This is a genomic window from Bradyrhizobium sp. BR 1432, assembly GCF_051547705.1.
Taxonomy (GTDB): Bacteria; Pseudomonadota; Alphaproteobacteria; order Rhizobiales; family Xanthobacteraceae; genus Bradyrhizobium; species Bradyrhizobium zhanjiangense.
This window is the reverse complement of sequence record NZ_JBPUGF010000003.1, coordinates 6,295,759-6,317,494: the sequence shown is the minus strand read 5'-3', so window position 1 is coordinate 6,317,494 and position 21,736 is coordinate 6,295,759. Positions and strand designations below refer to the sequence as shown.

18 protein-coding genes and 1 pseudogene are annotated in these 21,736 nt (G+C 65.4%); 10 read left to right on the top strand and 9 right to left on the bottom strand.

Annotation, left to right across the window (positions count from 1 at the left end):
• Positions 1–25: 25 nt before the first annotated feature.
• Entirely contained in the window at positions 26–1,162 is a 1,137-nt protein-coding gene (locus tag ACSKB8_RS30630) for a zinc-binding dehydrogenase (protein ID WP_438108099.1), read from the bottom strand.
• Between the two features lie 44 nt (positions 1,163–1,206).
• The gene (gene eno / locus ACSKB8_RS30625; RefSeq protein WP_438108097.1) at positions 1,207–2,490 is read right to left on the bottom strand and encodes a phosphopyruvate hydratase; all 1,284 of its coding nucleotides are present in this window, start codon (positions 2,488–2,490) and stop codon (positions 1,207–1,209) included.
• Between the two features lie 174 nt (positions 2,491–2,664).
• Between eno and ACSKB8_RS30620 the strand changes: the two genes are divergently transcribed.
• Positions 2,665–3,642 carry a Vgb family protein gene (locus ACSKB8_RS30620; protein ID WP_438108095.1) on the top strand — a complete coding sequence of 326 codons (978 nt, stop codon included), beginning with the start codon at positions 2,665–2,667 and terminating at the stop codon, positions 3,640–3,642.
• Between the two features lie 51 nt (positions 3,643–3,693).
• The gene (gene queF, locus ACSKB8_RS30615) at positions 3,694–4,146 is read left to right on the top strand and encodes a preQ(1) synthase (RefSeq protein ID WP_438108093.1); all 453 of its coding nucleotides are present in this window, start codon (positions 3,694–3,696) and stop codon (positions 4,144–4,146) included.
• A gap of 41 nt (positions 4,147–4,187) precedes the next feature.
• On the opposite strand, the gene ACSKB8_RS30610 is transcribed toward queF, so the two are convergent.
• The 3 genes from ACSKB8_RS30610 to ACSKB8_RS30600 form a co-directional block, all read right to left on the bottom strand.
• Positions 4,188–5,396, bottom strand: coding sequence for an MFS transporter (locus ACSKB8_RS30610; protein WP_438108091.1), 1,209 nt, complete (start codon positions 5,394–5,396; stop codon positions 4,188–4,190).
• Complete coding sequence (gene kdsA / locus ACSKB8_RS30605) at positions 5,396–6,259, bottom strand: 3-deoxy-8-phosphooctulonate synthase (protein ID WP_438108090.1); 864 nt, start codon at positions 6,257–6,259, stop codon at positions 5,396–5,398. The genes ACSKB8_RS30610 and kdsA overlap by 1 nt, the downstream gene beginning before the upstream one ends.
• 117 nt (positions 6,260–6,376) lie before the next feature.
• Positions 6,377–6,703, bottom strand: coding sequence for an NIPSNAP family protein (locus ACSKB8_RS30600; RefSeq protein ID WP_438108089.1), 327 nt, complete (start codon positions 6,701–6,703; stop codon positions 6,377–6,379).
• A gap of 197 nt (positions 6,704–6,900) precedes the next feature.
• Here ACSKB8_RS30600 and ACSKB8_RS30595 point away from each other — a divergent pair, with 197 nt between their 5' ends.
• From ACSKB8_RS30595 to ACSKB8_RS30585, 3 genes and pseudogenes are all read left to right on the top strand, one after another.
• Entirely contained in the window at positions 6,901–7,575 is a 675-nt protein-coding gene (locus tag ACSKB8_RS30595) for a response regulator transcription factor (protein WP_438108088.1), read from the top strand.
• Positions 7,572–8,948, top strand: coding sequence for a sensor histidine kinase (locus ACSKB8_RS30590; protein WP_438108086.1), 1,377 nt, complete (start codon positions 7,572–7,574; stop codon positions 8,946–8,948). The genes ACSKB8_RS30595 and ACSKB8_RS30590 overlap by 4 nt, the downstream gene beginning before the upstream one ends.
• A 101-nt stretch (positions 8,949–9,049) precedes the next feature.
• A pseudogene (locus tag ACSKB8_RS30585) lies at positions 9,050–9,655 on the top strand (class I SAM-dependent methyltransferase); the annotation flags it as partial.
• Here ACSKB8_RS30585 and ACSKB8_RS30580 read toward each other — a convergent pair.
• From ACSKB8_RS30580 to tpiA, 3 genes are all read right to left on the bottom strand, one after another.
• Positions 9,653–11,284, bottom strand: coding sequence for a CTP synthase (locus tag ACSKB8_RS30580; RefSeq protein WP_128933524.1), 1,632 nt, complete (start codon positions 11,282–11,284; stop codon positions 9,653–9,655). The pseudogene ACSKB8_RS30585 and the gene ACSKB8_RS30580 overlap by 3 nt on opposite strands.
• A 166-nt stretch (positions 11,285–11,450) precedes the next feature.
• Positions 11,451–11,831, bottom strand: a complete 381-nt coding sequence (gene secG, locus ACSKB8_RS30575; protein ID WP_438108085.1) for a preprotein translocase subunit SecG — start codon at positions 11,829–11,831, stop codon at positions 11,451–11,453.
• A gap of 139 nt (positions 11,832–11,970) precedes the next feature.
• Complete coding sequence (tpiA, locus tag ACSKB8_RS30570; RefSeq protein ID WP_438110745.1) at positions 11,971–12,726, bottom strand: triose-phosphate isomerase; 756 nt, start codon at positions 12,724–12,726, stop codon at positions 11,971–11,973.
• A 220-nt stretch (positions 12,727–12,946) separates the two neighbouring features.
• Between tpiA and ACSKB8_RS30565 the strand changes: the two genes are divergently transcribed.
• The 5 genes from ACSKB8_RS30565 (at position 12,947) to ACSKB8_RS30545 (ending at position 20,118) form a co-directional block, all read left to right on the top strand.
• Positions 12,947–14,845, top strand: a complete 1,899-nt coding sequence (locus ACSKB8_RS30565) for a SurA N-terminal domain-containing protein (protein ID WP_438108083.1) — start codon at positions 12,947–12,949, stop codon at positions 14,843–14,845.
• A 14-nt stretch (positions 14,846–14,859) separates the two neighbouring features.
• A complete protein-coding gene (gene trpD, locus ACSKB8_RS30560) occupies positions 14,860–15,873 on the top strand; it encodes an anthranilate phosphoribosyltransferase (RefSeq protein ID WP_438108081.1) in 1,014 nt (337 codons plus the stop codon).
• Positions 15,874–15,880: 7 nt separating this feature from the next.
• On the top strand, positions 15,881–16,702 hold the full coding sequence (gene trpC, locus ACSKB8_RS30555; RefSeq protein WP_438108079.1) for an indole-3-glycerol phosphate synthase TrpC: 822 nt from the start codon (positions 15,881–15,883) through the stop codon (positions 16,700–16,702).
• A 1-nt stretch (position 16,703) separates the two neighbouring features.
• Entirely contained in the window at positions 16,704–17,222 is a 519-nt protein-coding gene (gene moaC, locus ACSKB8_RS30550; RefSeq protein ID WP_438108077.1) for a cyclic pyranopterin monophosphate synthase MoaC, read from the top strand.
• A gap of 175 nt (positions 17,223–17,397) precedes the next feature.
• Positions 17,398–20,118: a bifunctional diguanylate cyclase/phosphodiesterase gene (locus ACSKB8_RS30545; RefSeq protein ID WP_438108075.1), complete on the top strand. Its 2,721-nt coding sequence runs from the start codon at positions 17,398–17,400 to the stop codon at positions 20,116–20,118.
• 186 nt (positions 20,119–20,304) lie between these two features.
• Here ACSKB8_RS30545 and ACSKB8_RS30540 read toward each other — a convergent pair whose 3' ends face one another.
• Positions 20,305–21,642, bottom strand: a complete 1,338-nt coding sequence (locus tag ACSKB8_RS30540; RefSeq protein ID WP_091885720.1) for a S41 family peptidase — start codon at positions 21,640–21,642, stop codon at positions 20,305–20,307.
• Positions 21,643–21,736: the final 94 nt, after the last annotated feature.

Sequence of the window (21,736 nt, the reverse complement as noted above, 5' to 3'; positions counted from 1 at the left end):
GATCAGGCCTGGACGCCGTTGCGCGTCACGACTTATTCGGGTTGATGAGGAATTTTTCGCCGGTGGCACGTTTGGCGTACACCGCGATGTTGGCGGGATCGAGCGCCTCGGCAAGCGACACCACCTTGGTGTAGTGGCTGGCGAAGGTGGTCTTGAGCTCGGACGCGACGCGCTGGCGCAGGCGACCGATCTCGGCCGGACCGATCTTCTGGAGGAACGGCGTGAGCAGCCAGCCGCCGACGCCCCAGCTCAGGCCAAACGAGCGGTTCAGCTCGGTCGGGCGCGTGTCGAGGCTGCCGTAGATATAGACCTGCTTGTACACGTTGGAGCCGTAGCGGCTGTATTCCTTCGCGGTCTTGTTGGCCGCGATCTCCATCGCGGTGAGGATCTGGCTCGCCAGCTTGCCGCCGCCGATGGCGTCGAAGGCAATCGTGGCGCCGGTCTCGACCAGCGCGTTGGTGAGGTCGTCCATGAAGCTCGCCGCGCTGGAATCCACGACATGCTTGGCGCCGATCTTGTGCAGGATGTCGGCCTGCTCCTTGCTGCGCACGATGTTGATGAGACCGATGCCATCCTTGATGCAGATCTTGTTGAGCATCTGGCCGAGATTGGAGGCGGCGGCCGTGTGCACGAGCGCCTTGTGGTTCTCGCGCCGCATCGTCTCGGTCATGCCGAGCGCGGTCAGCGGATTGACGAACCAGGAGGCGCCGTCGGCCGCCGTGGTGCCTGCCGGCAGCTCCATGACGTCGCGGACCTTCAGCACGCGATATTGCGTGTACATGGCGCCGCCGATCATCGACACTGTTTTGCCCATCAGCGCCTTCGCCGCATCCGATGATCCGGTCCGGATCACCGTGCCGGCGCCTTCGTTGCCGACCGGCAATGACTGATCGAACCTGGCCGCCATCATCCGCATCGCGCCCTCAGGCATTTTCGCGGTGATCACCGGTGCGTCCTTCGTGCCGGAAGCCTGAGCCGCCGACATGTCGGCGGCCCCGATCAGGAGCCCGAGGTCGGAGGGGTTGATCGGCGTGGCTTCGACGCGGACCACGACCTCATCGTCGGCCGGCTCCGGTGTCGGGACATTCACGAGGGACGATTCCAGCTCGCCGCTCTTCTTGAGCAGCGAACGCAGCTGCAGTCCGGTCTTGCCGTCGCTCATGTCGATCCTCCCCTGTCTGTCTTTTCGCGAGTCGAAGCGCCGGCTTATGCCAGCGCCTTCAGTGCCGCCTTGCCGCCGTAGAGCGCCTGCTTGCCGAGCTGCTGCTCGATACGCAGAAGCTGGTTGTATTTGGCGGTGCGGTCGGACCGCGCAAGGGAGCCGGTCTTGATCTGACCGCAACTGGTGGCGACCGCGAGGTCGGCGATGGTGGAATCCTCGGTCTCGCCGGAGCGGTGCGACATGACCGAGGTGTAGCCGGCCTTGTGCGCCATCTCGACGGCGGCGAGCGTCTCGGTCAGCGTGCCGATCTGGTTGACCTTGATCAGGATCGAGTTGGCCCGGCCCGCTTTGATGCCTTCGGCGAGGCGCTTGACGTTGGTGACGAAGAGATCGTCGCCGACGAGCTGGCACTTCTTGCCGATGAGGTCGGTGAGCTCCTTCCAGCCGTCCATGTCGTCTTCCGACATGCCGTCCTCGATGGTCACGATCGGATAGCGCGCGACGAGGTCCGCAAGGTACTTGGCCTGCTCGGAGATCGAGCGGGACTTGCCCTCACCTTCATAGACATACTTGCCGTCCTTGAAGAACTCGGTCGAGGCGCAGTCGAGCCCGAGCACGATGTCGGAGCCCGCCTTGAAGCCGGCCTTGCCGATCGCATTCATGACGAAGTCGAGCGCCGCGTCCGCCGACGGCAGGTTCGGGGCGAAGCCGCCCTCGTCGCCGACATTGGTGTTGTGGCCGGCCTTCTTCAGCTCCGACTTGAGCGTATGGAAAACTTCCGCGCCGTAGCGCAGGCCCTCGGCAAAGCTCGACGTGCCGACCGGGAGGATCATGAATTCCTGGAAGTCGATCGGGTTGTCGGCGTGCACGCCGCCATTGATGATGTTCATCATCGGCACCGGCAAGAGCCGCGCCGAGGTACCGCCGACATAACGGTAGAGCGGCATGTCGAGCGAGTTCGCGGCCGCCTTGGCGCAGGCCAGCGACACACCGAGGATGGCGTTGGCGCCCAGCCGGCTCTTGTTCGGCGTGCCGTCGAGGTCGATCATGATCTGGTCGATCTGGGCCTGCTGCTCGACATCGAGGCCGCTCAGGGCCTCGAAGATCTCGCCATTGACGGCGCTGACTGCCTTGGAGACGCCCTTGCCGAGATAGCGGGCCTTGTCGCCGTCGCGCAGTTCCACTGCCTCATGGGCGCCAGTCGAGGCTCCCGACGGCACCGCGGCGCGGCCGAGCGCGCCGTCTTCCAGCACGACATCGACCTCGACGGTGGGATTGCCCCGGCTATCGAGGATTTCGCGGCCGATGATGTCGATGATGGCGGTCATGATGTGCACTTCCGTTCGTTAGGGCTGATCGGTGTCGCGGGTCTTACACGGGCCGCAAGCAAATGTGAACGCTTGGACGAGCCGCTTCGACTGACGCATGAAGAACCTCAGATTATGCTCGACGACATCTGCTCCGCGCGTCCAACCTCAATCCTAGACAGTCGAGGTAACGCCATGAATCGCCGCCAGTTTCTTGCCTCGAGCGCCGCCCTCCTCGCCGCCCGCCCAAGTTTTGCGCAGGAAGGCCCGTTCCGGACGAAATACTTCCCGATCAGCCCAGGCATCGGCCTGCACGATCTCACGCCCGCTTCTGACGGCACCGTGTGGTTCACGGCGCAGGGCAAGGGCCTGCTCGGCAGACTCGATCCAAAGGATGGCACCTTCAAGACGGTCAGCCTCGGCCAGGGCGCCGCCCCGCACGGTGTGACCATCGGCCCCGACGGCGCGCCATGGATCACCGAGGGCGGCCAGAATGCGATCGCGCGGCTCGATCCCGGCGATCTCAAGGTCACGCTGTTCCGCCTGCCGGAAAAGTTCGCCTCCGCCAATCTCAACACCGGCGTGTTCGATAAGGAAGGCACCTACTGGTTCACCGGCCAGTCCGGCTATTACGGCCGGCTTGTGCCGAAATCCGGCGAGATGACGGTCTTCAAGGCACCAAAAGGCATCGGGCCCTACGGCATCACCGTCACGCCCAAGGGCGACATCTGGTACGCCTCCCTCGCCGGCAGCTACATCGCCAAAGTCGATCTTGCAAACGGCAATGCACGCGTCGTGCAGCCGCCGACACCGAATGCGGGCTCACGGCGCGTCTGGTCGGATTCAAAGAGCCGGATCTGGGTCAGCGAATGGAATAGCGGCCATGTCTCGGTGCACGATCCCGCCAATGGCTCCTGGAAGACGTGGAAGCTGCCCGGTGAACGTCCCCGCGCCTATGCCGTCTATGTCGACGACAAGGACAAGGTCTGGCTGAGCGATTTCTCCGCCAACGCCATCGTCCGCTTCGATCCCGCGACCGAGCGGTTCAACGTCTTCGCCAGCGACAAGGCCAATGCCAATGTGCGACAGCTCGACGGCAGGCCGGGCGAGCTGTGGGGGTGCGAGTCCGGCAACGACCGGATCGTCATGATCCAGACGATCGCGGCCGGTTGACGGCCGCGACATTTGCGTCCATCCCGGCATCCGAAACAGGATGTGACGACGATGGCGAAGAAATCCCTCCAGCTCGGTCGTGCGGTCGAGTGGCCGCACACACCGGAAGAAGCCCAGCTCGACCGCGTGCCCAATCCGCAAAAGGGCACCGACTATCTGGTGCGCTTCACCGTGCCGGAATTCACCTCGCTCTGCCCGGTGACGGGCCAGCCGGATTTCGCGCATCTGATGATCGACTACGCGCCCGGTGCGTGGCTGCTGGAGTCGAAATCGCTGAAACTTTACATCGCCAGCTTCCGCAATCACGGCGCCTTCCACGAGGACTGCACCGTGATGATCGGCAAGCGTATCGCGAGCGAGATCAAGCCGAAATGGCTGCGCATCGGCGGCTACTGGTATCCGCGCGGCGGCATCCCGATCGACGTGTTCTGGCAGACCGGCCGTGTGCCGAGGGGCCTGTGGGTGCCGGAGCAAGGCGTCGCGCCCTATCGTGGACGGGGCTAGCTCCCATTTTGTCCGACTTGGCGCGGCCCTAACCCTCTCGTTCAGGCCCTCGCATCAGCGGGCGCCCGCTGCTTGAGCAGCCGGGCGCAGAGGAAGCCCAGCACCACCATGATCACGGCGCTCGCGGACAGGGTCGGCATCTTGCCGGCATGCTGGAGGCCGAAGCCATAGGCGAGCGGCCCCACGGTCTGCCCCATGAAGAAGAAGAACGAATGCAGCGACAGCGCGGTGGCGCGCGCCTCGACCGAGAGTTCGCTGGCGAAGACCTGCAGACAGCCATGGGCGATGTAGAAGCCCCATCCCATCACGATGAGATTCAGGGCCTGCACCTCCCAGCGTGGCCCGAAGGCGACGGCAATGAGCTGTGAGGCAACCAACGTCATGCCCGCGATCATCATGCCCTTCATGCCGAGCCACGGCAGCAGGCGCGACACCGTCAGTGTGTAGAACAAGCCGCCGACCGCAAAGCCCGCGATGACGATACCGGCGATCGAGAGCGAGGTCTGCCCGAGCTCGAACAGGAACGAGGCGACATAGGGAAACAGGCCGAGCACGCAACAGCCCTCGATGAACACGGCCGAGTAGCAGACATAGGCGTTCGGATTGGTGAAGATGGTGCGATAGCCGGCCTTCAGCGCCGACAGGCTCGTCTTCGGCGGATGCTTGACCTTGGCGCCGTGAAAGCCGGCGGCGACCGCGATCGAGGCGGCGATCACGAGCACGCCGAGCACTGCGAGCACGCCGCGCCAGCCGAGAAAATCGCCGATCAGCCCGGAGGCCGAGGCGCCGAGCAGATTGCCGGTCATCGCGCCGGCGAGCGTGCGGCTGATCGCGACCTGGCGTTTCTCCGGCCCAACGAGATCGCTGGTCAGGCTCAACGCCACCGGAAACACGCCGCCGGAGCCGATGCCGGCGAGAATGCGGGTCGCAAACAAAACCGAGAACGAGGTCGAGAGCGCGCCGAGGATGTTGGCAAGGCCGAGCAGCGCGAGGCAGCCGATCATCAGCCGCGTCTTGCCGAACAGATCGGCGGCGGCGCCAACGATGGGCTGGATGATCGAGAAGGTGAAGGCGAACACCGCGGCAAAGCCCGCGGCGGTCGCGATGCTGACGCCAAAGTCCTCGGCGACATGCGGCAGCACCGGGTCGAGCGCGCGGGCCGAGAGCGCTGCGGCGAAGCTTGCGCCTGATATGACGTAGAGCGCTGTCGGCAAGCCGTGATCGTGCGGCCGCGCCTCGCCGTGCTGCATCAGCGCGGGCCGGTTTTGACAGATTCTTTGGCGAGCGCGTCGAAGGCCATCAGTCTAGCGATCAGCCCCTCGAACTCGCGCAGCGGCACCATGTTGGGGCCATCGGAGGGCGCGCGATCAGGATCGGGATGGGTCTCGATGAAGACGCCGGCCACGCCAACGGCAACAGCCGCGCGTGCCAGCACCGGCACGAATTCGCGCTCGCCGCCCGACGACGTCCCCTTCCCGCCCGGCTGCTGCACCGAATGCGTGGCATCGAAGATCACGGGAGCGCCGGTGGTGCGCGCCAGGATCGGCAGCGCGCGCATGTCGGAGACCAGCGTGTTGTAGCCGAACGAGGCGCCGCGCTCGGTGACGAGCACGTTGGGATTGTTCGCGCTCGTGATCTTGGTCACGACATTCGCCATGTCCCAGGGAGCCAGGAACTGGCCCTTCTTGACGTTGACGACCTTGCCGGTCGCGGCCGCAGCGAGCAGCAGGTCCGTCTGCCGGCAAAGGAAAGCGGGAATCTGCAGGACGTCGACGGCCGGCGCCACCTCGGCGCATTGCGTGGCCTCGTGCACGTCGGTGAGGACAGGCAGGCCGAGCGAGGAGCGGATTTCGGCGAAGATCGGCAGCGACTGCGCAAGGCCAAGCCCGCGCGCCGCCGATGCGCTGGTGCGGTTGGCCTTGTCGAACGAGGTCTTGTAGACGAGCCCGATGTTCAGCCGCGCCGCGATCTCCTTCAGCGCGGAGGCGACCTCCAGCGCATGCTGGCGGCTCTCGAGCTGGCACGGCCCGGCAATGACCGAGATCGGCAGGTCATTGCCGAATTTGACCGTGCCAATGGTGACGACCGGCGCCGCTGACGTCGAAGAGCTCAAGGCAAATCCCTCGTTTCGGCGCGACCATAGCCCCGATGAGGGTCGGATCAACCCTATTCGGCCAGGGCGGTCAGAATATCAGGGTTGCGCCAGGGTTCCTCGCCGCGCGAGGGATCGCTACTTCACCACTGAGAAGGCGGTCGGCGCCAGGACCTGGCTGACGATGTTGGCGACGATCTGGCCGTCGGCTTCGCTCTCGGCGCGCGCTTTCATCCAGTCGGGATCGGCAATGAACTTGCCCCACTTCGTCTCGCGCTCGGCGAGCGACTCCCAGGCCAGGAAATAGGTCAGCTCCTGGTTGGATTCACCGATCAGCGTGGTGAAGAAGCCGGCCTGCTTGATGCCGTGCTTCTCCCAGATCTTCAGCGTGGCGGTCTCGAACCGCTTGAGCAGTGCCGGCAGGCGGCCGGGCACGCAGCGATACTGGCGCATTTCGTAGATCATTCATGTTCCTCCCTGAACAGGTCCGGCGGTTATAGCGGCTGGTCCCGACGGTGTCGTGAGCCCCGCCCGGTTGCCCCTGTGGCGTTCCGCGCATGGCTGGAGGTCGATCGGGGCCACTCCGCCGCAGCCGGTTCCCGCAATGCTGCCGCAATGATGCGGCCGCTAGAATGGCGCGGTTGAGGTTGAGGTGGCGGATCATGCGGATTTTGCTCGTCGAGGACGAGGCCGAAATGGCCGATGCACTGGCGTCGGCGCTGAAGCGCTACGACATGGTGGTGGACCATGCCCCCTCGCTCGCCGAGGCCGAAGAGGCCATTTCTGCCGATGTCCACGCCGCCGTCCTGCTCGATCGCCAGCTTCCCGATGGCGACGGTCTCGCTTTGATCCCGAAACTGAGGGCGCGCGCCGACGGCGTGCCGATCATCGTGTTGACGGCGCGCGGCGAGCTCGCCGACCGGGTCGCCGGGCTCGACCGGGGGGCCGATGACTATCTGGCAAAACCGTTCGCGGTGGAGGAATTGCTGGCGCGTCTGCGCGCCGTACTGCGCCGGCCCGGCCGGCTGCAGCCCGACATCATGCGCGCCGGCCGCCTCGCCTTCGACTTCGGCCATCGCGAGGCAACCGTCGGCGGGTCTCCGCTCGAGCTGCCGCGGCGCGAGCTGCTGGTGCTGGAAGCCCTGGTCCGCCGCATGGGCCGGACGGTGCTGCGCTCGGCGCTGGAAGAGGCCGTCTACAGTTTCGACGACGAGATCCAGTCGAATGCGCTCGATACGCACGTGTCGCGGTTGCGCCGCAAACTGTCCGAGGCAGATGCGCGCGTGGAGATCCACGGCATCCGCGGCGTCGGCTATCTCCTGAAGAAGCTGCCATGAGCCGGCACAACGACCCATACTGCCTGCGCTCGCGGCTGAGCTGGCGGCTGCTTTCACTGCAGGCCGCCCTGCTCGTCGCTCTCGTCGCCATCGTCGTCGGCGCGCTCTGCGCCTCGGGCTTCGTGCTGACCCAGCGGGACGAGGACCGCGTGATCGACATCGTGCAGCATGCGCTCGCGCGCGATGCCCAGGGTGGCCTCACACTGCGACCGACCGACGAGCTGAAACAGTTGCGCGCAGAGACCCCCGACCTCTGGTTGCTGGTTCGCGACAGGCAGGGGCGTTCCCTCAGTGAGGGCCCCGTCCCGGCCGAATTCGCCGCCATCGGCGGCGCCCTCGACCAGATCAGCCAGGCGCGGCTCGGCTGGCAGCTCTTCGAGGACGATCCGCGCAAGCCGCCGGCACGCCTGAAGCGCATCGACACCGGGGCCGGCAATGTGCAGGTCATCACGGCGACGCAGGGAAAACTGACCAGTGCCAAGGCCGTGTTCACGACGTCGCTCGTGTTGCTCGGCATCGCACTTCCCGGCCTGCTGTTGATGGGGACCGCGACCTTCATCGCAACACCGATGATCTTGCGGCGCGCGTTCAGGGGACTTGATACGACCGCGGACCAGGCGCGGCGGATCGATATTCACCAGCGCGGGGCGCGGTTGTCGGCGGATTACATTCCGCTGGAGGTCGTGCCGCTCGTGACCGCGATCAACGACGCGCTGGCGCGGCTCGACGAAGGCTATGCCCGCCACAAGCGCTTCGTCGCCGATGCCGCACACGAACTGCGCACGCCGATCGCGATCCTGAACACGCGTCTGGAGTCACTTCCGCCGGGACCCGACAAGACCCGCCTGATCGAGGATGCCGCGCGGCTCGCCACGCTCGCAGAGCAATTGCTCGACATCCAGCGACTCGACCGTTGCGGACATCCTTTCGCGCGGGTCGACCTCGTCGCAATCGCCCAGGGCGTCGCCGCCGAGCTTGCCCCGCTTGCCATCGCTGCGGGCTACGAGCTGGCGCTCGACGCACCGGAAACACCGATCGAGACACTCGGCGACACGGCCGCGCTCGAACGCGCGCTGACCAACCTCGTGCAGAATGCCATCCAGCACGGCCCGCGCCGCGGCACGATCGGCATCCGCGTCAGCAAGCCCGCATGCATCGAAGTCACCGACGAGGGCACGGGTATTCCGCTCGAACAGCGCGAGCTGATCTTCGAGCCGTTCTATCGGCTCACGCCGCTCGATCGCGGTGCCGGCCTCGGCCTCAACATGGTTCGCGAGATCGTGCAGCTGCATCGCGGCCACGTCTCGGTGCTGGATGGAGCGAACGGCGGCGCATGCTTCAAGGTCACATTGCCGCCGATCCGCGCCAATTGATCTTGGTCCGCATCGCCTCCGCAATGCTGTCGCAATGCATTCCCGTGAGATTGCGAGCCGCCTCTGATTTGCGAGGCGCTAAGCAAAATACCGGAGTGCGCATGCCCAACGATTTCCTCTCGTTCTTCCTCGCCTGGATGTCGGCCCCGCGTCAGGTCGGAGCGATCGCGCCGTCGAGCGCGGCACTGGCCGATCTGATCACGCGCGAGATCGGCGCATCGACTGGCCCGATCCTCGAGCTCGGCCCCGGCACCGGCGCATTCACCTACAAGCTTTTGAAGCGCGGCGTGCGCCAGGAAGACCTCACGCTGGTCGAGTACGGCTCCGATTTCATGAAGCTGCTGCAGATGCGCTTTCCCGGGACTCGCGTGTTGTGGATGGATGCTGCCCGGCTCACCACGCATCGTCTCTATGACGGCGCGCCGGTTGGCGCCGTGATCAGCGGATTGCCGCTGCTCAACATGTCAATGCGCAAGGTCGTCTCGATCGTCAGTGGCGCATTCAGCTACATCCGCCCGGGCGGCGCGTTCTATCAGTTCACCTACGGCATGAGCTGCCCGGTGCCGCGCCCGGTGCTCGACCGGCTGGGCCTGCGCGCCAAGCTGGTGGATCGGGCGATGCTGAACGTGCCACCCGCTGCCGTCTACAGGCTGACGCGGCGGCCGCGGATCAAGGTCGTCACGGGATCGCATTCGCCCGAGGCTTCAAACCAGCCGGCTCTGCACCATCGCCGCCTGGATGAAGGACGCGAACAGCGGGTGCGGCTCGAAGGGCCGCGACTTCAGCTCGGGGTGGAACTGGACGCCGATGAACCAGGGATGGTCCTCGTACTCGACGATCTCCGGCAGCACGCCGTCGGGCGATAGCCCAGAGAATTTCAGGCCGTGCTGCTCGAGGCGATCCTTGTAGGCCGTGTTGACCTCGTAGCGATGGCGGTGGCGCTCGGATATCTCGGTCGCGCCGCCATAGACCTCTGAGACGCGGCTGCCACGATTGAGCGTTGCCGGATAGGCCCCTAGCCGCATCGTGCCGCCGAGATCGCCGGCCTGCGAGCGCTTCTCGAGCTCGTTGCCGCGCAGCCATTCCGTCATCAGGCCGACCAGCGGTTCCTTGGTCGGGCCAAACTCGGTGGAGTTGGCGTCCTCGATGCCGACGAGGTTTCGCGCGGCCTCGATCACCGCCATCTGCATACCGAAGCAGATGCCGAAATACGGTACGTCGCGCTCGCGCGCGAACTGCGCCGCCTTGATCTTTCCTTCCGCGCCGCGCTGGCCGAAGCCGCCGGGCACCAGGATGCCGTTGACGTGCTCGAGGAACGGCGCCGGATCTTCCTTCTCGAAGATCTCGCTCTCGATCCAGTCGAGATTGACCTTCACCTTGTTGGCGATGCCGCCATGCGACAGCGCCTCGATCAGCGACTTATACGCATCCTTCATGCCGGTGTACTTGCCGACGATGGCAATGGTGACGTTACCTTCAGGATTGCGCACGCGCTCGTTGATCTCTTGCCAGCTCCGCAGCTCCGGCGGAATCCGCGAGCCGATACCGAAGGCGGCGAGCACTTCGTCGTCGAGGCCTGCATTGTGGTAGGCCTCAGGGACAGCGTAGATGTTGTCGACGTCGCGCGCCTCGATCACGGCACTTTCGCGCACGTTGCAGAACAGCCCCAGCTTGCGCCGCTCCTCCTTCGGGATCGCGCGGTCGGTGCGGCAGAGCAGGATGTCCGGCTGGATGCCGATCGAGCGCAGCTCCTTCACCGAGTGTTGCGTCGGCTTGGTCTTGAGCTCGCCGGCGCTGGGGATGTAGGGCAGCAGCGTGAGATGGATGTAGACGGCGTGATCGCGCGGCAGCTCGTTCTTGAGCTGGCGGATCGCCTCGAAGAACGGCAGGCCCTCGATGTCGCCGACGGTGCCGCCGATCTCGACCAGCACGAAGTCGTAATCGTCATTGCCGTCAAGGACGAATTCCTTGATGGCGTTGGTGACGTGCGGAACCACCTGGATGGTCGCGCCGAGATAATCGCCGCGGCGCTCCTTGGAGATGATGTCCTGGTAGATGCGCCCCGTGGTGATGTTGTCGGCCTTGGTCGCCGGCCTGCCGGTGAAGCGCTCGTAGTGACCGAGATCGAGATCGGTCTCTGCGCCGTCATCGGTCACGAACACTTCGCCGTGCTGATACGGCGACATCGTTCCGGGATCGAGATTGAGATAGGGGTCGAGCTTGCGGAGGCGGACCTTGTAGCCCCGGGCTTGCAACAGCGCACCGAGTGCCGCCGAGGCCAGACCCTTGCCGAGCGAAGAAACCACGCCGCCGGTGATGAATATGTACCGCGCCATGGGACTTAACCTCTAATCCCTCGAATTCGATTCGCCAAAGCGATTCGCATTCCGCCCCAAAGATTTTGCGGGCCTGTGGGTGATCCAGAACTGAAAGTGGTGACAGTGCCTTGATGGGGACTTTTGCTGCAGGACGGTAGAAGCCGCCCTGCATGGCCCCCCTGCTTTATTGCGAGCGCGGCACCTGCGGGCCGGCGGGCGCCTGGTTCTGCTGCTCGTCGGCCTTCTTCAGCGAATCCAGGATGCCGCCCGAGGTCGGCGGCGCGATCGGCGACCCGCCGGCCGGCTGGGTCTGCGACGGCTGGCCGATGATCGACGACGGCTTGCGGTCGTAGCCGGCGTACCAGGACAGGAACAGGCTGGTGAGGAAGAAGCCAACGGCCAAAACCGCAGTGGTCCGCGTCAAAAGGTTCGCCGTGCCGCGGCTCGACATGAAGCCCGCGCGTCCGCCCATGCCGAGGCCGCCGCCTTCCGACTTCTGGAGCAGGACGGCGCCGATCATGACGGCGACGATCATGAGGTGGATGACGATGACAACGGTCTGCATAGTATCCTTCCGTCACAAGCGGGCGGCGCCTGACGGCGGCCGATCGCGCTTCGCGGGTTTTCCTGAAGTTGCGCGGTGTTACACGATCGGAGGGGGTATTGCCACCCCCGATCGGGCCCGGACCAACGGTTTGAATGAGCTAGGGACAGCCCTTGGCAATAGCAAGGAAATCGGCCGCCTTCAGGCTGGCGCCGCCGACCAGCGCGCCGTTGACGTTTTTCACCGCCATCAGCTCGGCCGCATTCGAGGGCTTGACCGAGCCGCCGTAAAGGATCCGCATCTTGGCACCGTCGGTTTTGAACCGGGAACTCAGGAATTCCCGGATAAAGCCATGAATCTGCTCGACATCCTTGGCTGTCGGTGTCAGCCCGGTGCCGATCGCCCAGACCGGCTCATAGGCCACGATCAGATTGGCCGCGGTGGAGCCGTCCGGGAGCGAGCCGTCGAGCTGGCCACGCAGGATATCCAGGGTTTGGCCGGCATCGCGCTGGCCTTGCGTCTCGCCGATACAGACGATCGCCGTCGCCCCGGCGCGCCACGCTGCCTCGGCCTTCTGCCGGACTAGAGCATCGCCCTCGCCGTGGTCGGCGCGCCGCTCGGAATGGCCGACGATGATGGCGGTTGCGCCGGCATCCACCAGCATTTCGGCGGCGACATCGCCGGTATGGGCCCCTGAGGCCTTGGGATGGCAGTCCTGGGCCCCCACGGCGACCTTCTTGCCCCGCGCCTTGTCGGCGAAGGCGGCGATCAGGGTTGCGGGCGGGCAGACCAGCAGGTCGGCCTTGGCAGCCACGTCCGCCGCGCCGTTGAGCATGGCGTCGAATTCGGCAGCCTGGGCCTTCAGGCCGTTCATCTTCCAATTGCCGGCGATCAGCGGTCGGATGGCGTCGGTCATGTCAGTGTCCAGCAAAATGAGGTTTGTGCATGCGCTAGCAGAGCTGTCGCGGCAGTTCCAGAGACCAGGGGCTTTTAACCGCAGCTTCGAGGCGCCGCATGAGGCGAGGTTGCGGGGGAAAGCCGCCACTTTATGATGATCTATCAATTTGGTGACGCGCTTTTGCGGAATCTGCATTAAGACGCGCTCCCGTTCCCTCCTGCCAAACAAGTTGGACCAAATGCTTCGAGGAATGCGCAAGGCCTCATCAAACTGGCTCGGCAAGACCATTATGGCCGTGGTGATGGGCGTGTTGATCGTCAGTTTCGGCATTTGGGGCATCGCCGACATCTTCCGCGGCTTCGGGCAGTCCACGGTGGCCAGGATCGGCAGCACCGAGATTTCGCTCAACGAGTTCCGCCAGATCTACACCGACCGCTTGCAACAGATCAGCCGCCAGTTCGGCCGTCCGCTGACGCCTGATCAGGCGCGTGCCTTCGGCCTCGACCGCCAGGTGCTCCAGCAGACCATCGCCGAAGCCGCCATCGACGAAGAGGCGCGCCGGCTCGGGCTCGGCCAGTCCGACGACCAGATCCGCCAGGTCATCATGAACGACCCCAACTTCAAGGGCGTCGGCGGCAACTTCGATGCGAACCGCTTCCAGGCCGTGATCCGCAATTTCGGCTATACCGAGCAGCGCTACGTCGCCGAGCAGCGCAAAGTGTCGCTGCGCCGGCAGATCACCGGCACGATCGGCGCCGGCCTCGAGCCGCCGAAAACCATGCTCGATGCGTTGACGCGCTTCCAGAGCGAGCAGCGCGCCATTGAGTTCGTCAGGCTCGACGCCGCGCAGGCAGGCCCAATCGAGGCGCCCTCGCCCGAGACGCTCGCCGCCTATTTTGAGGATCACAAGGTCCAGTTCCGCGCGCCCGAATATCGCAAGATCGCCTTCGTCGTGGTCTCGCCGGAGGAGATCGGTAAGTGGTCCGAGGTGTCGGACGAGGACGCCAAGAAGGTGTTCGACCAGCGCAAGGACCGGCTCGGCACGCCGGAGAAGCGCCAGATCCAGCAGATCGTGTTTCCGAACGTCGCCGAGGCGCAAACCGCACGCGAGCGCCTCGTCGGCGGTATGACGTTCGAGGATCTCGGCAAGGAGCGCGGGCTGAGCGCCTCCGACGTCGATCTCGGGCTTGCGACCAAGTCTTCGCTCGATCCCGCCGTTGGCGATGCCGCCTTCGCGCTTCCTGCCGGCGAGATCAGCCAGCCGATCCAAGGCGGGCTTGGCGTCGCGATCGTCAAGGTCGACAAGATCGAGCCGGGCAAGGAGGCGGACTACGCCAGCGTTGCGGGTGACATCAAGCGCGAGATCGCGACCGAGCGGGCGCGCGTCAAGGTCGCCGATCTCCGCGACAAGATGGAGGACGAGCGTGGCGGCGGCTCCAGCGTGATCGACGCGGCGCAGAAGCTCGGGCTCACGGCGGTGACCATCGACGCCGTCGACCGTTCCGGCCGCGCCCCGAACGGCCAGCCGGTCGCCAACATTCCGCAGGGCCTCGACGTGGTGTCGCAGGCCTTCAACACCGACGTCGGCGTCGACAACGACTCGATCTCATTCAAGGGCGGCTATGTCTGGTACGACGTCATCGCCATCACGCCCTCGCGCGACCGCAATCTCGATGAGGTCCGCGACCAGGTCGAGGCGCGCTGGCGCCAGGACCAGGTCGCGGCCAAGCTGAAGACCAAGGCGACCGAGATGGTGCAGAAGCTCGAATCCGGCAGCAAGCTCGCCGATGAAGCTGCTGCGATCGGCGCCAAGGTCGAGACCGCGACCGGCTTCAAGCGCGATGACTCGCCTGCCGGCGTACCCGCAACCGTCGTATCGGCCGCCTTCCGCACCGCCAAGGACGGCGTCGGACAGACGCCCGTGAGCGGCGGCAGCGAAGTGATCATCTTCCGCGTCACCGACATCGTCGAACCCGTGGTCGACGCCGCTTCCGACGCGGTGAAGAAGCTGAAGGATAGCCTCGACCGCGCGCAGACCGAGGAGCAGGTCGCTTCCTACGTCAACAAGCTTGAAACCGACATCGGGACCACCATTAATCAGGCCGCCTTCGCGCAGGTGACCGGCGCGAACCAGTGAGTTGAAAGCACGCGATGGACGACCTGAAATCGATCATTGGAAAAGTGGCGACCGGCGCCAGCCTGTCGCGTGACGAAGCCGCCTCCGCCTTCGACGCCATGATGTCGGGCGAAGCCACGCCCTCGCAGATGGGCGGCCTGTTGATGGCGCTCAGGGTGCGCGGCGAGACCGTGGACGAGATCACCGGCGCCGTTACGGCGATGCGCTCCAAAATGCTGGCCGTGACGGCGCCGCCTGACGCCGTCGACATCGTCGGCACCGGCGGCGACGGCTCCGGCTCGGTCAATGTCTCGACCTGCGCCTCCTTCGTCGTCTCGGGCGCCGGCGTGCCGGTGGCCAAACACGGCAACCGCGCGCTGTCCTCGCGCTCGGGAGCCGCCGACGTGCTGGCCTCGCTCGGCGTGAAGATCGACCTCAGGCCCGAGCAGGTCGGACATTGCGTGCGCGAATGCGGCATCGGCTTCATGTTCGCCCCCGCCCACCATCCCGCCATGAAAAACGTCGGCCCGACCCGGGTCGAGCTTGCGACGCGCACGATCTTCAACCTGCTCGGCCCCCTGTCCAATCCGGCCGGCGTCAAGCGGCAGATGGTCGGCGTATTCTCGCGGCAATGGGTGCAACCGCTGGCGCAGGTGCTCAAGAACCTCGGCTCGGAATCCGCCTGGGTGGTGCACGGCTCCGATGGCCTCGACGAGATCACCCTGACCGGCCCGACCTTCGTCTCCGCGCTCCACAACGGCGAGATCCGGAATTTCGAGGTGACGCCGGAGGAGGCCGGCCTGTCGCGCTGCGAGACTGGCGCACTCAAAGGAGGCGACGCCGAGGCCAACGCGATCGCGCTGCAAGGCGTGCTCGACGGCAAGCCGAGCCCCTATCGCGACGTCGCGCTGATCAACGCTGCCGCCGCGCTGGTCGTGGCCGGACGCGCCAAGGATCTCAAGGAGGGCGTTGCGATCGGCGCGAAGTCGCTCGACAGCGGCGCCGCAAGCGCGCGGCTGAAACATCTGATCGCGGTCTCGAACGGCTGAGCCTGACATGTCGGATATCCTGACCAAGATCGAAGCCTACAAGCGCGAGGAGATTGCTGCGGCCAAGCGCGCGCAGCCGCTCTCGATTGTCGAGGCACAGGCCAAGGCGCAAGCCGCACCGCGCGGCTTCATGCGCGCGATCAAGGCGAAGCACGCCAATGGCGACTACGCGCTGGTTGCCGAGATCAAGAAGGCCTCGCCGTCGAAGGGATTGATCCGCGCCGATTTCGATCCGCCTCAGCTGGGCAGGGCCTATGAGGCTGGCGGCGCCGCCTGCCTTTCGGTGCTGACCGACACGCCGTCATTCCAGGGCCATCTCGATTTCATGGTGGCGGCGCGCGCGGCAACGTCACTGCCGGTGCTGCGCAAGGATTTCATATTCGACACCTATCAGGTGGCAGAGGCTCGCGCGCATGGCGCCGATTGCATCCTGATCATCATGGCCGCGGTCGACGATGCGACCGCCAGGGACCTCGAAGATGCCGCCTTCGCCTACGGCATGGATGTGCTGATCGAGATCCACGACCGTGCCGAGCTCGAGCGCGCGCTGAAACTTCGCTCGCCGATGATCGGCGTCAACAACCGCAATTTGCGCACCTTCGAGACCACGCTTGCGACCAGCGAGGCGCTGGCGCCGCTGATCCCTGCGGACCGGCTGATGGTCGGCGAGAGCGGCATCTTCACAGCCGCAGACCTTGCGCGGCTCGAGCGCGTCGGTATGTCGACCTTCCTGGTCGGCGAGAGCCTGATGCGGCAGGCCGACGTCACCGCCGCCACGCGCACGCTGCTCGCGCGCGAGACGGCACCGCGCGCGACGGGCACGCGCTGACATGGCGCGCAAGCCTTCCAAGTCCAAGTCCCAGTCCGAGAAAGCCGGCCCTGCCCTCACCCATATCGGCGCCTCGGGCGAAGCGCGGATGGTGGACGTGTCTGACAAGCCCGCGACCGAACGGCTTGCGGTCGCCGAAGGCCGCGTCATCATGACCAAGGCGACGCTCGATCTGATCGTGTCCGGCAACGCCAAGAAGGGTGACGTGCTCGGGACTGCGCGCATCGCCGGCATCATGGCCGCCAAGCGCACCTCCGAGCTGATCCCGCTCTGCCATCCGCTCGCGCTGTCGAAGGTCACTGTCGACATCGAGCCCGATGCGAAACTGCCGGGCTGCCTCGTCCGCGCCAGCGTGAAGGTCACTGGTCCCACCGGGGTCGAGATGGAGGCGCTCACGGCGGTCTCGGTCGCCTGCCTCACCATCTACGACATGATCAAGGCGGTGGAGCGCGGCGTGCGCATCGAGGGCATCCATCTCGTCGAGAAGCTCGGCGGCAAGTCCGGCCATTACCACGCCTGAAGCGCGTATTTCAGCGACCGACCTTCTGCGTCGCGCGCATCGGTTGCCTTTGTGCCCGGCCGTTCATATCGCGTTAACCGCGCTTCCTAACTTCGCCTCCACACCGTTCCCGTAAGCCAACGGATGTCTCCGGGGCCAAGAATTGATCCTGGCGTGTGCACGGCAATGATCCAGCATGATGACGAGATTCGGCAGTCGCCTCTTTGACCAGGCCTTCGCGCGCAGCGGACCGATCCGCTGGCTGGTGGTGGGCGGCATGCTGCTGATTGCGGCGATCGCCGTCGGCGCGACGCTGATGGCGCAGAATTTCCGCGAACGCGCGCTGCGCAACTCCGGCCGCGAGCTGGAAAACACCGTGCTGATGCTCGCCCATCATTTCGACCAGCAATTGCAGGATTTCGCGGTCATCCAGAAGGATTTCGTCGACCACGTCCGCGCCACCGGCATCGATAATGCGGAGGATTATCGCAAGCGCCTCGCGGGCCAGGACATCCACCGGATGCTGCGCTCGAAGATCGAGGCGCTGCCCTACATGGGCGGGGTCAACGTCATCGACGCCGAAGGTAATCTGGTCAACTCGTCGACGGCATGGCCGGCCCCGAACGTCAACGTTGCCGATCGCGCCTATTTCCGCACCTTCAAATACGATCCCTATTCGCCTGACGTGCTGATCGAGCCGCTGCACAGCCGCATCTCGGGCGCCTGGACCATCCTGATCGTCCGCAAGATCCTGGGACCGAACGGCGAGTTCCTGGGCGCCGTCGGGCGCGGCATCGAGCCCGCCAATTTCGAGAAGTTCTTCGCTTCCGTCGTGCTCGGCGAAGGCGCGTCGATCTCGATGCTGCATCGAGACGGCACGCTGCTGGCCCGCTATCCTCTTTCCAGCGAATTGATGGGGCGGAATTTCAAGACCGGCCCGTTCTCGCATCAGAGGGTTTTCGGGCTCGATCACTTCGCCGGCCGCTTCGTGAGCCCTATCGATGGCGACAACCGGCTGATCTCCTCGCGCGCCCTGCCCCACTTTCCGATCCTGATCATGGCCACCATGACGCGCGCGGCGGCCCTGACGGACTGGCGCGAGCAGATCGGCATCCTGATCTCGGTCGCCGCCTCGTCCGCGCTCGCCATCGCGGGCGTGCTGATCGCGATCGTGCGCAAGCTGCTGGAGCAGCACCGCCTCTCCCGGGAACGGTTGACGCTGGAAAAGCAGCGTCTCGACCGCGCCGTCAACAACATGACGCAGGGCCTCCTGCTGTTCGATGCCGAGCGGCGTCTCGTGATCTGCAACCAGCGCTACATCGAGATGTACGGGCTGTCGGCCGAGACCGTGAAGCCCGGTTGCAGCTTCCACGACATCATCGCGCATCGCAAAGCGACGGGCTCGTTCACCGGCAATGTCGACGACTACGTTGCGCGCGTGCTGCGCGACATCCACCTGCGCAACTCCATGGTGGTCGACACCTCCGACGGCCGCTCGATCCAGATCGTCAACGAACCGCTCGCGGACGGCGGCTGGGTCGCGACGCATGAGGACATCACCGAGCGCCGGCGGACCGAGGAACGCATCACCCACCTCGCCCATTACAACGCGCTGACCGACCTGCCCAACCGCGCCATGTTCCACGAGCACCTGCGCGAAGAGCTGGGTGCCATCGCCGACGGCGAAGAGATCGCGGTGCACTACATCGACATCGACGAGTTCAAGGGCGTCAACGATGCACTCGGTCATCTCGTCGGCGACGAGCTGTTGAAATCGGTCGCACAGAGCCTTCGTCGCTGCGCAGGTCCAATGGACTTCGTGGCGCGGCTCGGCGGCGATGAATTCGCCATCGTACAGAGCGCAGTAACATCGCTGGAGGAGGTCAACGAGCTCGTCGCACGGGTGTTCGAGACCATTCGCATGCCATTCGATTGCATGGGCCATCATCTCACCACGGACGCCAGCATAGGCATCGCCCTTGCACCGAGACACGGGACCGCGCTGGACCAGATCCTGAAGAATGCCGATATGGCGATGTATGCGGCCAAAGCCGCCGGCCGGCGCACCTATCGCTTCTTCGAACCGGAGATGGATGCCAAGGTCCGTGAGCGGCGGCAGCTCGAGATCGACCTGCGCCACGCCATCGTCCATGGCGGTCTCGAGGTCTATTACCAGCCCTGCCTCGGTCTGAAGGACGACCGCATCACCGGATGCGAGGCGCTGGTACGCTGGCGCCATCCCGAGCGCGGGATGGTCTCACCGGCCGAATTCATCCCGATCGCAGAAGACACCGGCCTGATCAACGAGATCGGCGAATGGGTGCTGGCGACCGCCTGCAGGGATGCAGCAAATTGGCCCGACGACATTCGCCTCGCCGTCAACGTCTCGCCGGTGCAGTTCAAGAGCGGCACGCTGGCGCTGAAGATCATGGCCGCGCTCGCCGCTTCCAATTTGCCGGCCAGCCGGCTCGAGCTCGAGATCACCGAGGCCGTGCTGATCCGCGACGACGACGCAGCGCTCGCGATCCTGCACCAGCTTCGCGCCATCGGCGTGCGCATCGCGCTGGACGATTTCGGCACCGGCTACTCGTCGCTGAGCTATCTGCACCGCTTCCCCTTCGACAAGATCAAGATCGACCGCTGCTTCGTCGACGACATCGCCGGCCCCGACGGCTCCGCCAGCATTGTCCAGGCCGTCGTCGACCTCGCGGCCGCCCGCCGCATGACCACTAGGGCCGAGGGCGTCGAGACCGAGGAGCAGCAGCGCCTCCTCCGCGCGCTTGGCTGTTCCGAGATGCAGGGCTATCTGTTCAGCGCCGCAAAACCCGCCGACAAGATGCTGGAGCTGTTCGCGCTGCATCGCAGCCGTCTCGCCCAGCGCGGTGGCGAGGAAATCCGCCGCCGCGAGGCAGGCTAGATCTTCGGCCGAACGGCCTGATCCCTCCTGGTTGACGGCTTCATCCCCGCGATGAAGTGCTGGTGAAGCGCGACGGCCGCTACGAAGCAACGTTTGCCGCCATGAACCCGACCTGAGACGGCGGCCCCAAAACGAAATCGCCCGGGAGCGGTGATCCACTCCCGGCGATTCCAGACGTCGCAAGAATCAGTTCGGCACCGCCGCCTTTGACCCGGGCTTCGCGGCAACCGCATTCGCGGTGACGCCGTGCAAGAAGTCGAAAGCCGTATGCAGGGCTTTGTCGTCCTTCTCTTCCGGCGGGACGTAGGATTGTGATCCGGTCTGCTCGGTGCCGTCGGCGGCCTGCAGATGCCCGCGCATCTGGGATTCCGCCATGGTGTCCATCCGGCCCTTCAGCTCCGGCGGCACATCCTGCAGGATCTCGATGTCGGGCGCGATGCCCTGGGCCTGAATCGAGCGGCCCGACGGCGTGTAGTAGCGCGCCGTGGTCAGCGCCAGCGCACCGTTGCCGGCGCCGAGCGGAATGATCGTCTGCACCGAGCCCTTGCCGAACGAGCGCGTTCCGATGATCGTCGCACGCTTGTGGTCATGCAGTGCGCCGGCCACGATCTCGGAAGCCGAAGCCGAGCCGCCATTGACCAGAATCACCAGCGGCTTGCCCTTGGTGAGATCGCCGCCATGCGCCGTGAAGCGCTGGGTCTCTTCCGGATTGCGCCCGCGGGTCGAAACGACCTCGCCGCGCTGAAGGAATGCGCTCGACACCGAGACGGCCTGGTCGAGCAGACCGCCTGGATTGTTGCGCAGATCCATCACATAGCCTGCGAGCTTCTCCGACGGGACCTGTTTGGAGATCGACGCGATCGCTTTCTTCAGGCCGTCGGTGGTCTGCTCGTTGAACGAGGTGATGCGGATATAGCCGATGTCGCCGTTCTCGACGTGGAAGCGCACCGGGCGCACATGGATGATCTCGCGGGTGATCGCGACGTCGAGCGGCGCGTCGGCGCCCTTGCGCACGATGGTAAGCTTGGTCTTGGTGTCGACCGGGCCCTTCATCTTGTTGACGGCCTGCTCGAGCGTCATGCCCTGCACGGCCTCGCCGTCGATCTTGCTGATGAGGTCGCCGGACATGATGCCAGCCTTCGAGGCCGGCGTGTCGTCGATCGGCGAGACGACCTTGACGAGGCCATCCTCCATCGTGACCTCGATGCCGAGCCCGCCGAACTCGCCGGAGGTGGTCTCCTGCATCTCGGTCCAGGCCTTGGCGTTCATGTAGCGCGAATGCGGGTCGAGCGAGGTCACCATGCCCGTGACCGCGCCTTCGATCAGCTTGGCATTGTCGGGCTTCTCGACATAGTTCGCCTTGACCCGCTCGAACACCGCGCCAAACAAGTTGAGCTGGGAATAGGCATCATCCGCGCTCGCCGCCGCCCGTGCCGCCCACACGCCGCCGTGGGGACTGGCTACCAGAAGGGTCAGACACGCTCCCGTGAGCGCGCCCAGGGGGAACAGCAGGTTTTTCCGCATGGATTGACTGGCCTTTTGCTTAGCGGTTCTCTTGAGGGGCTTGTCTCTCGGGCTTGGAAGCCGCCATGCAAATGGCGATCCAAGTCACGTCTCA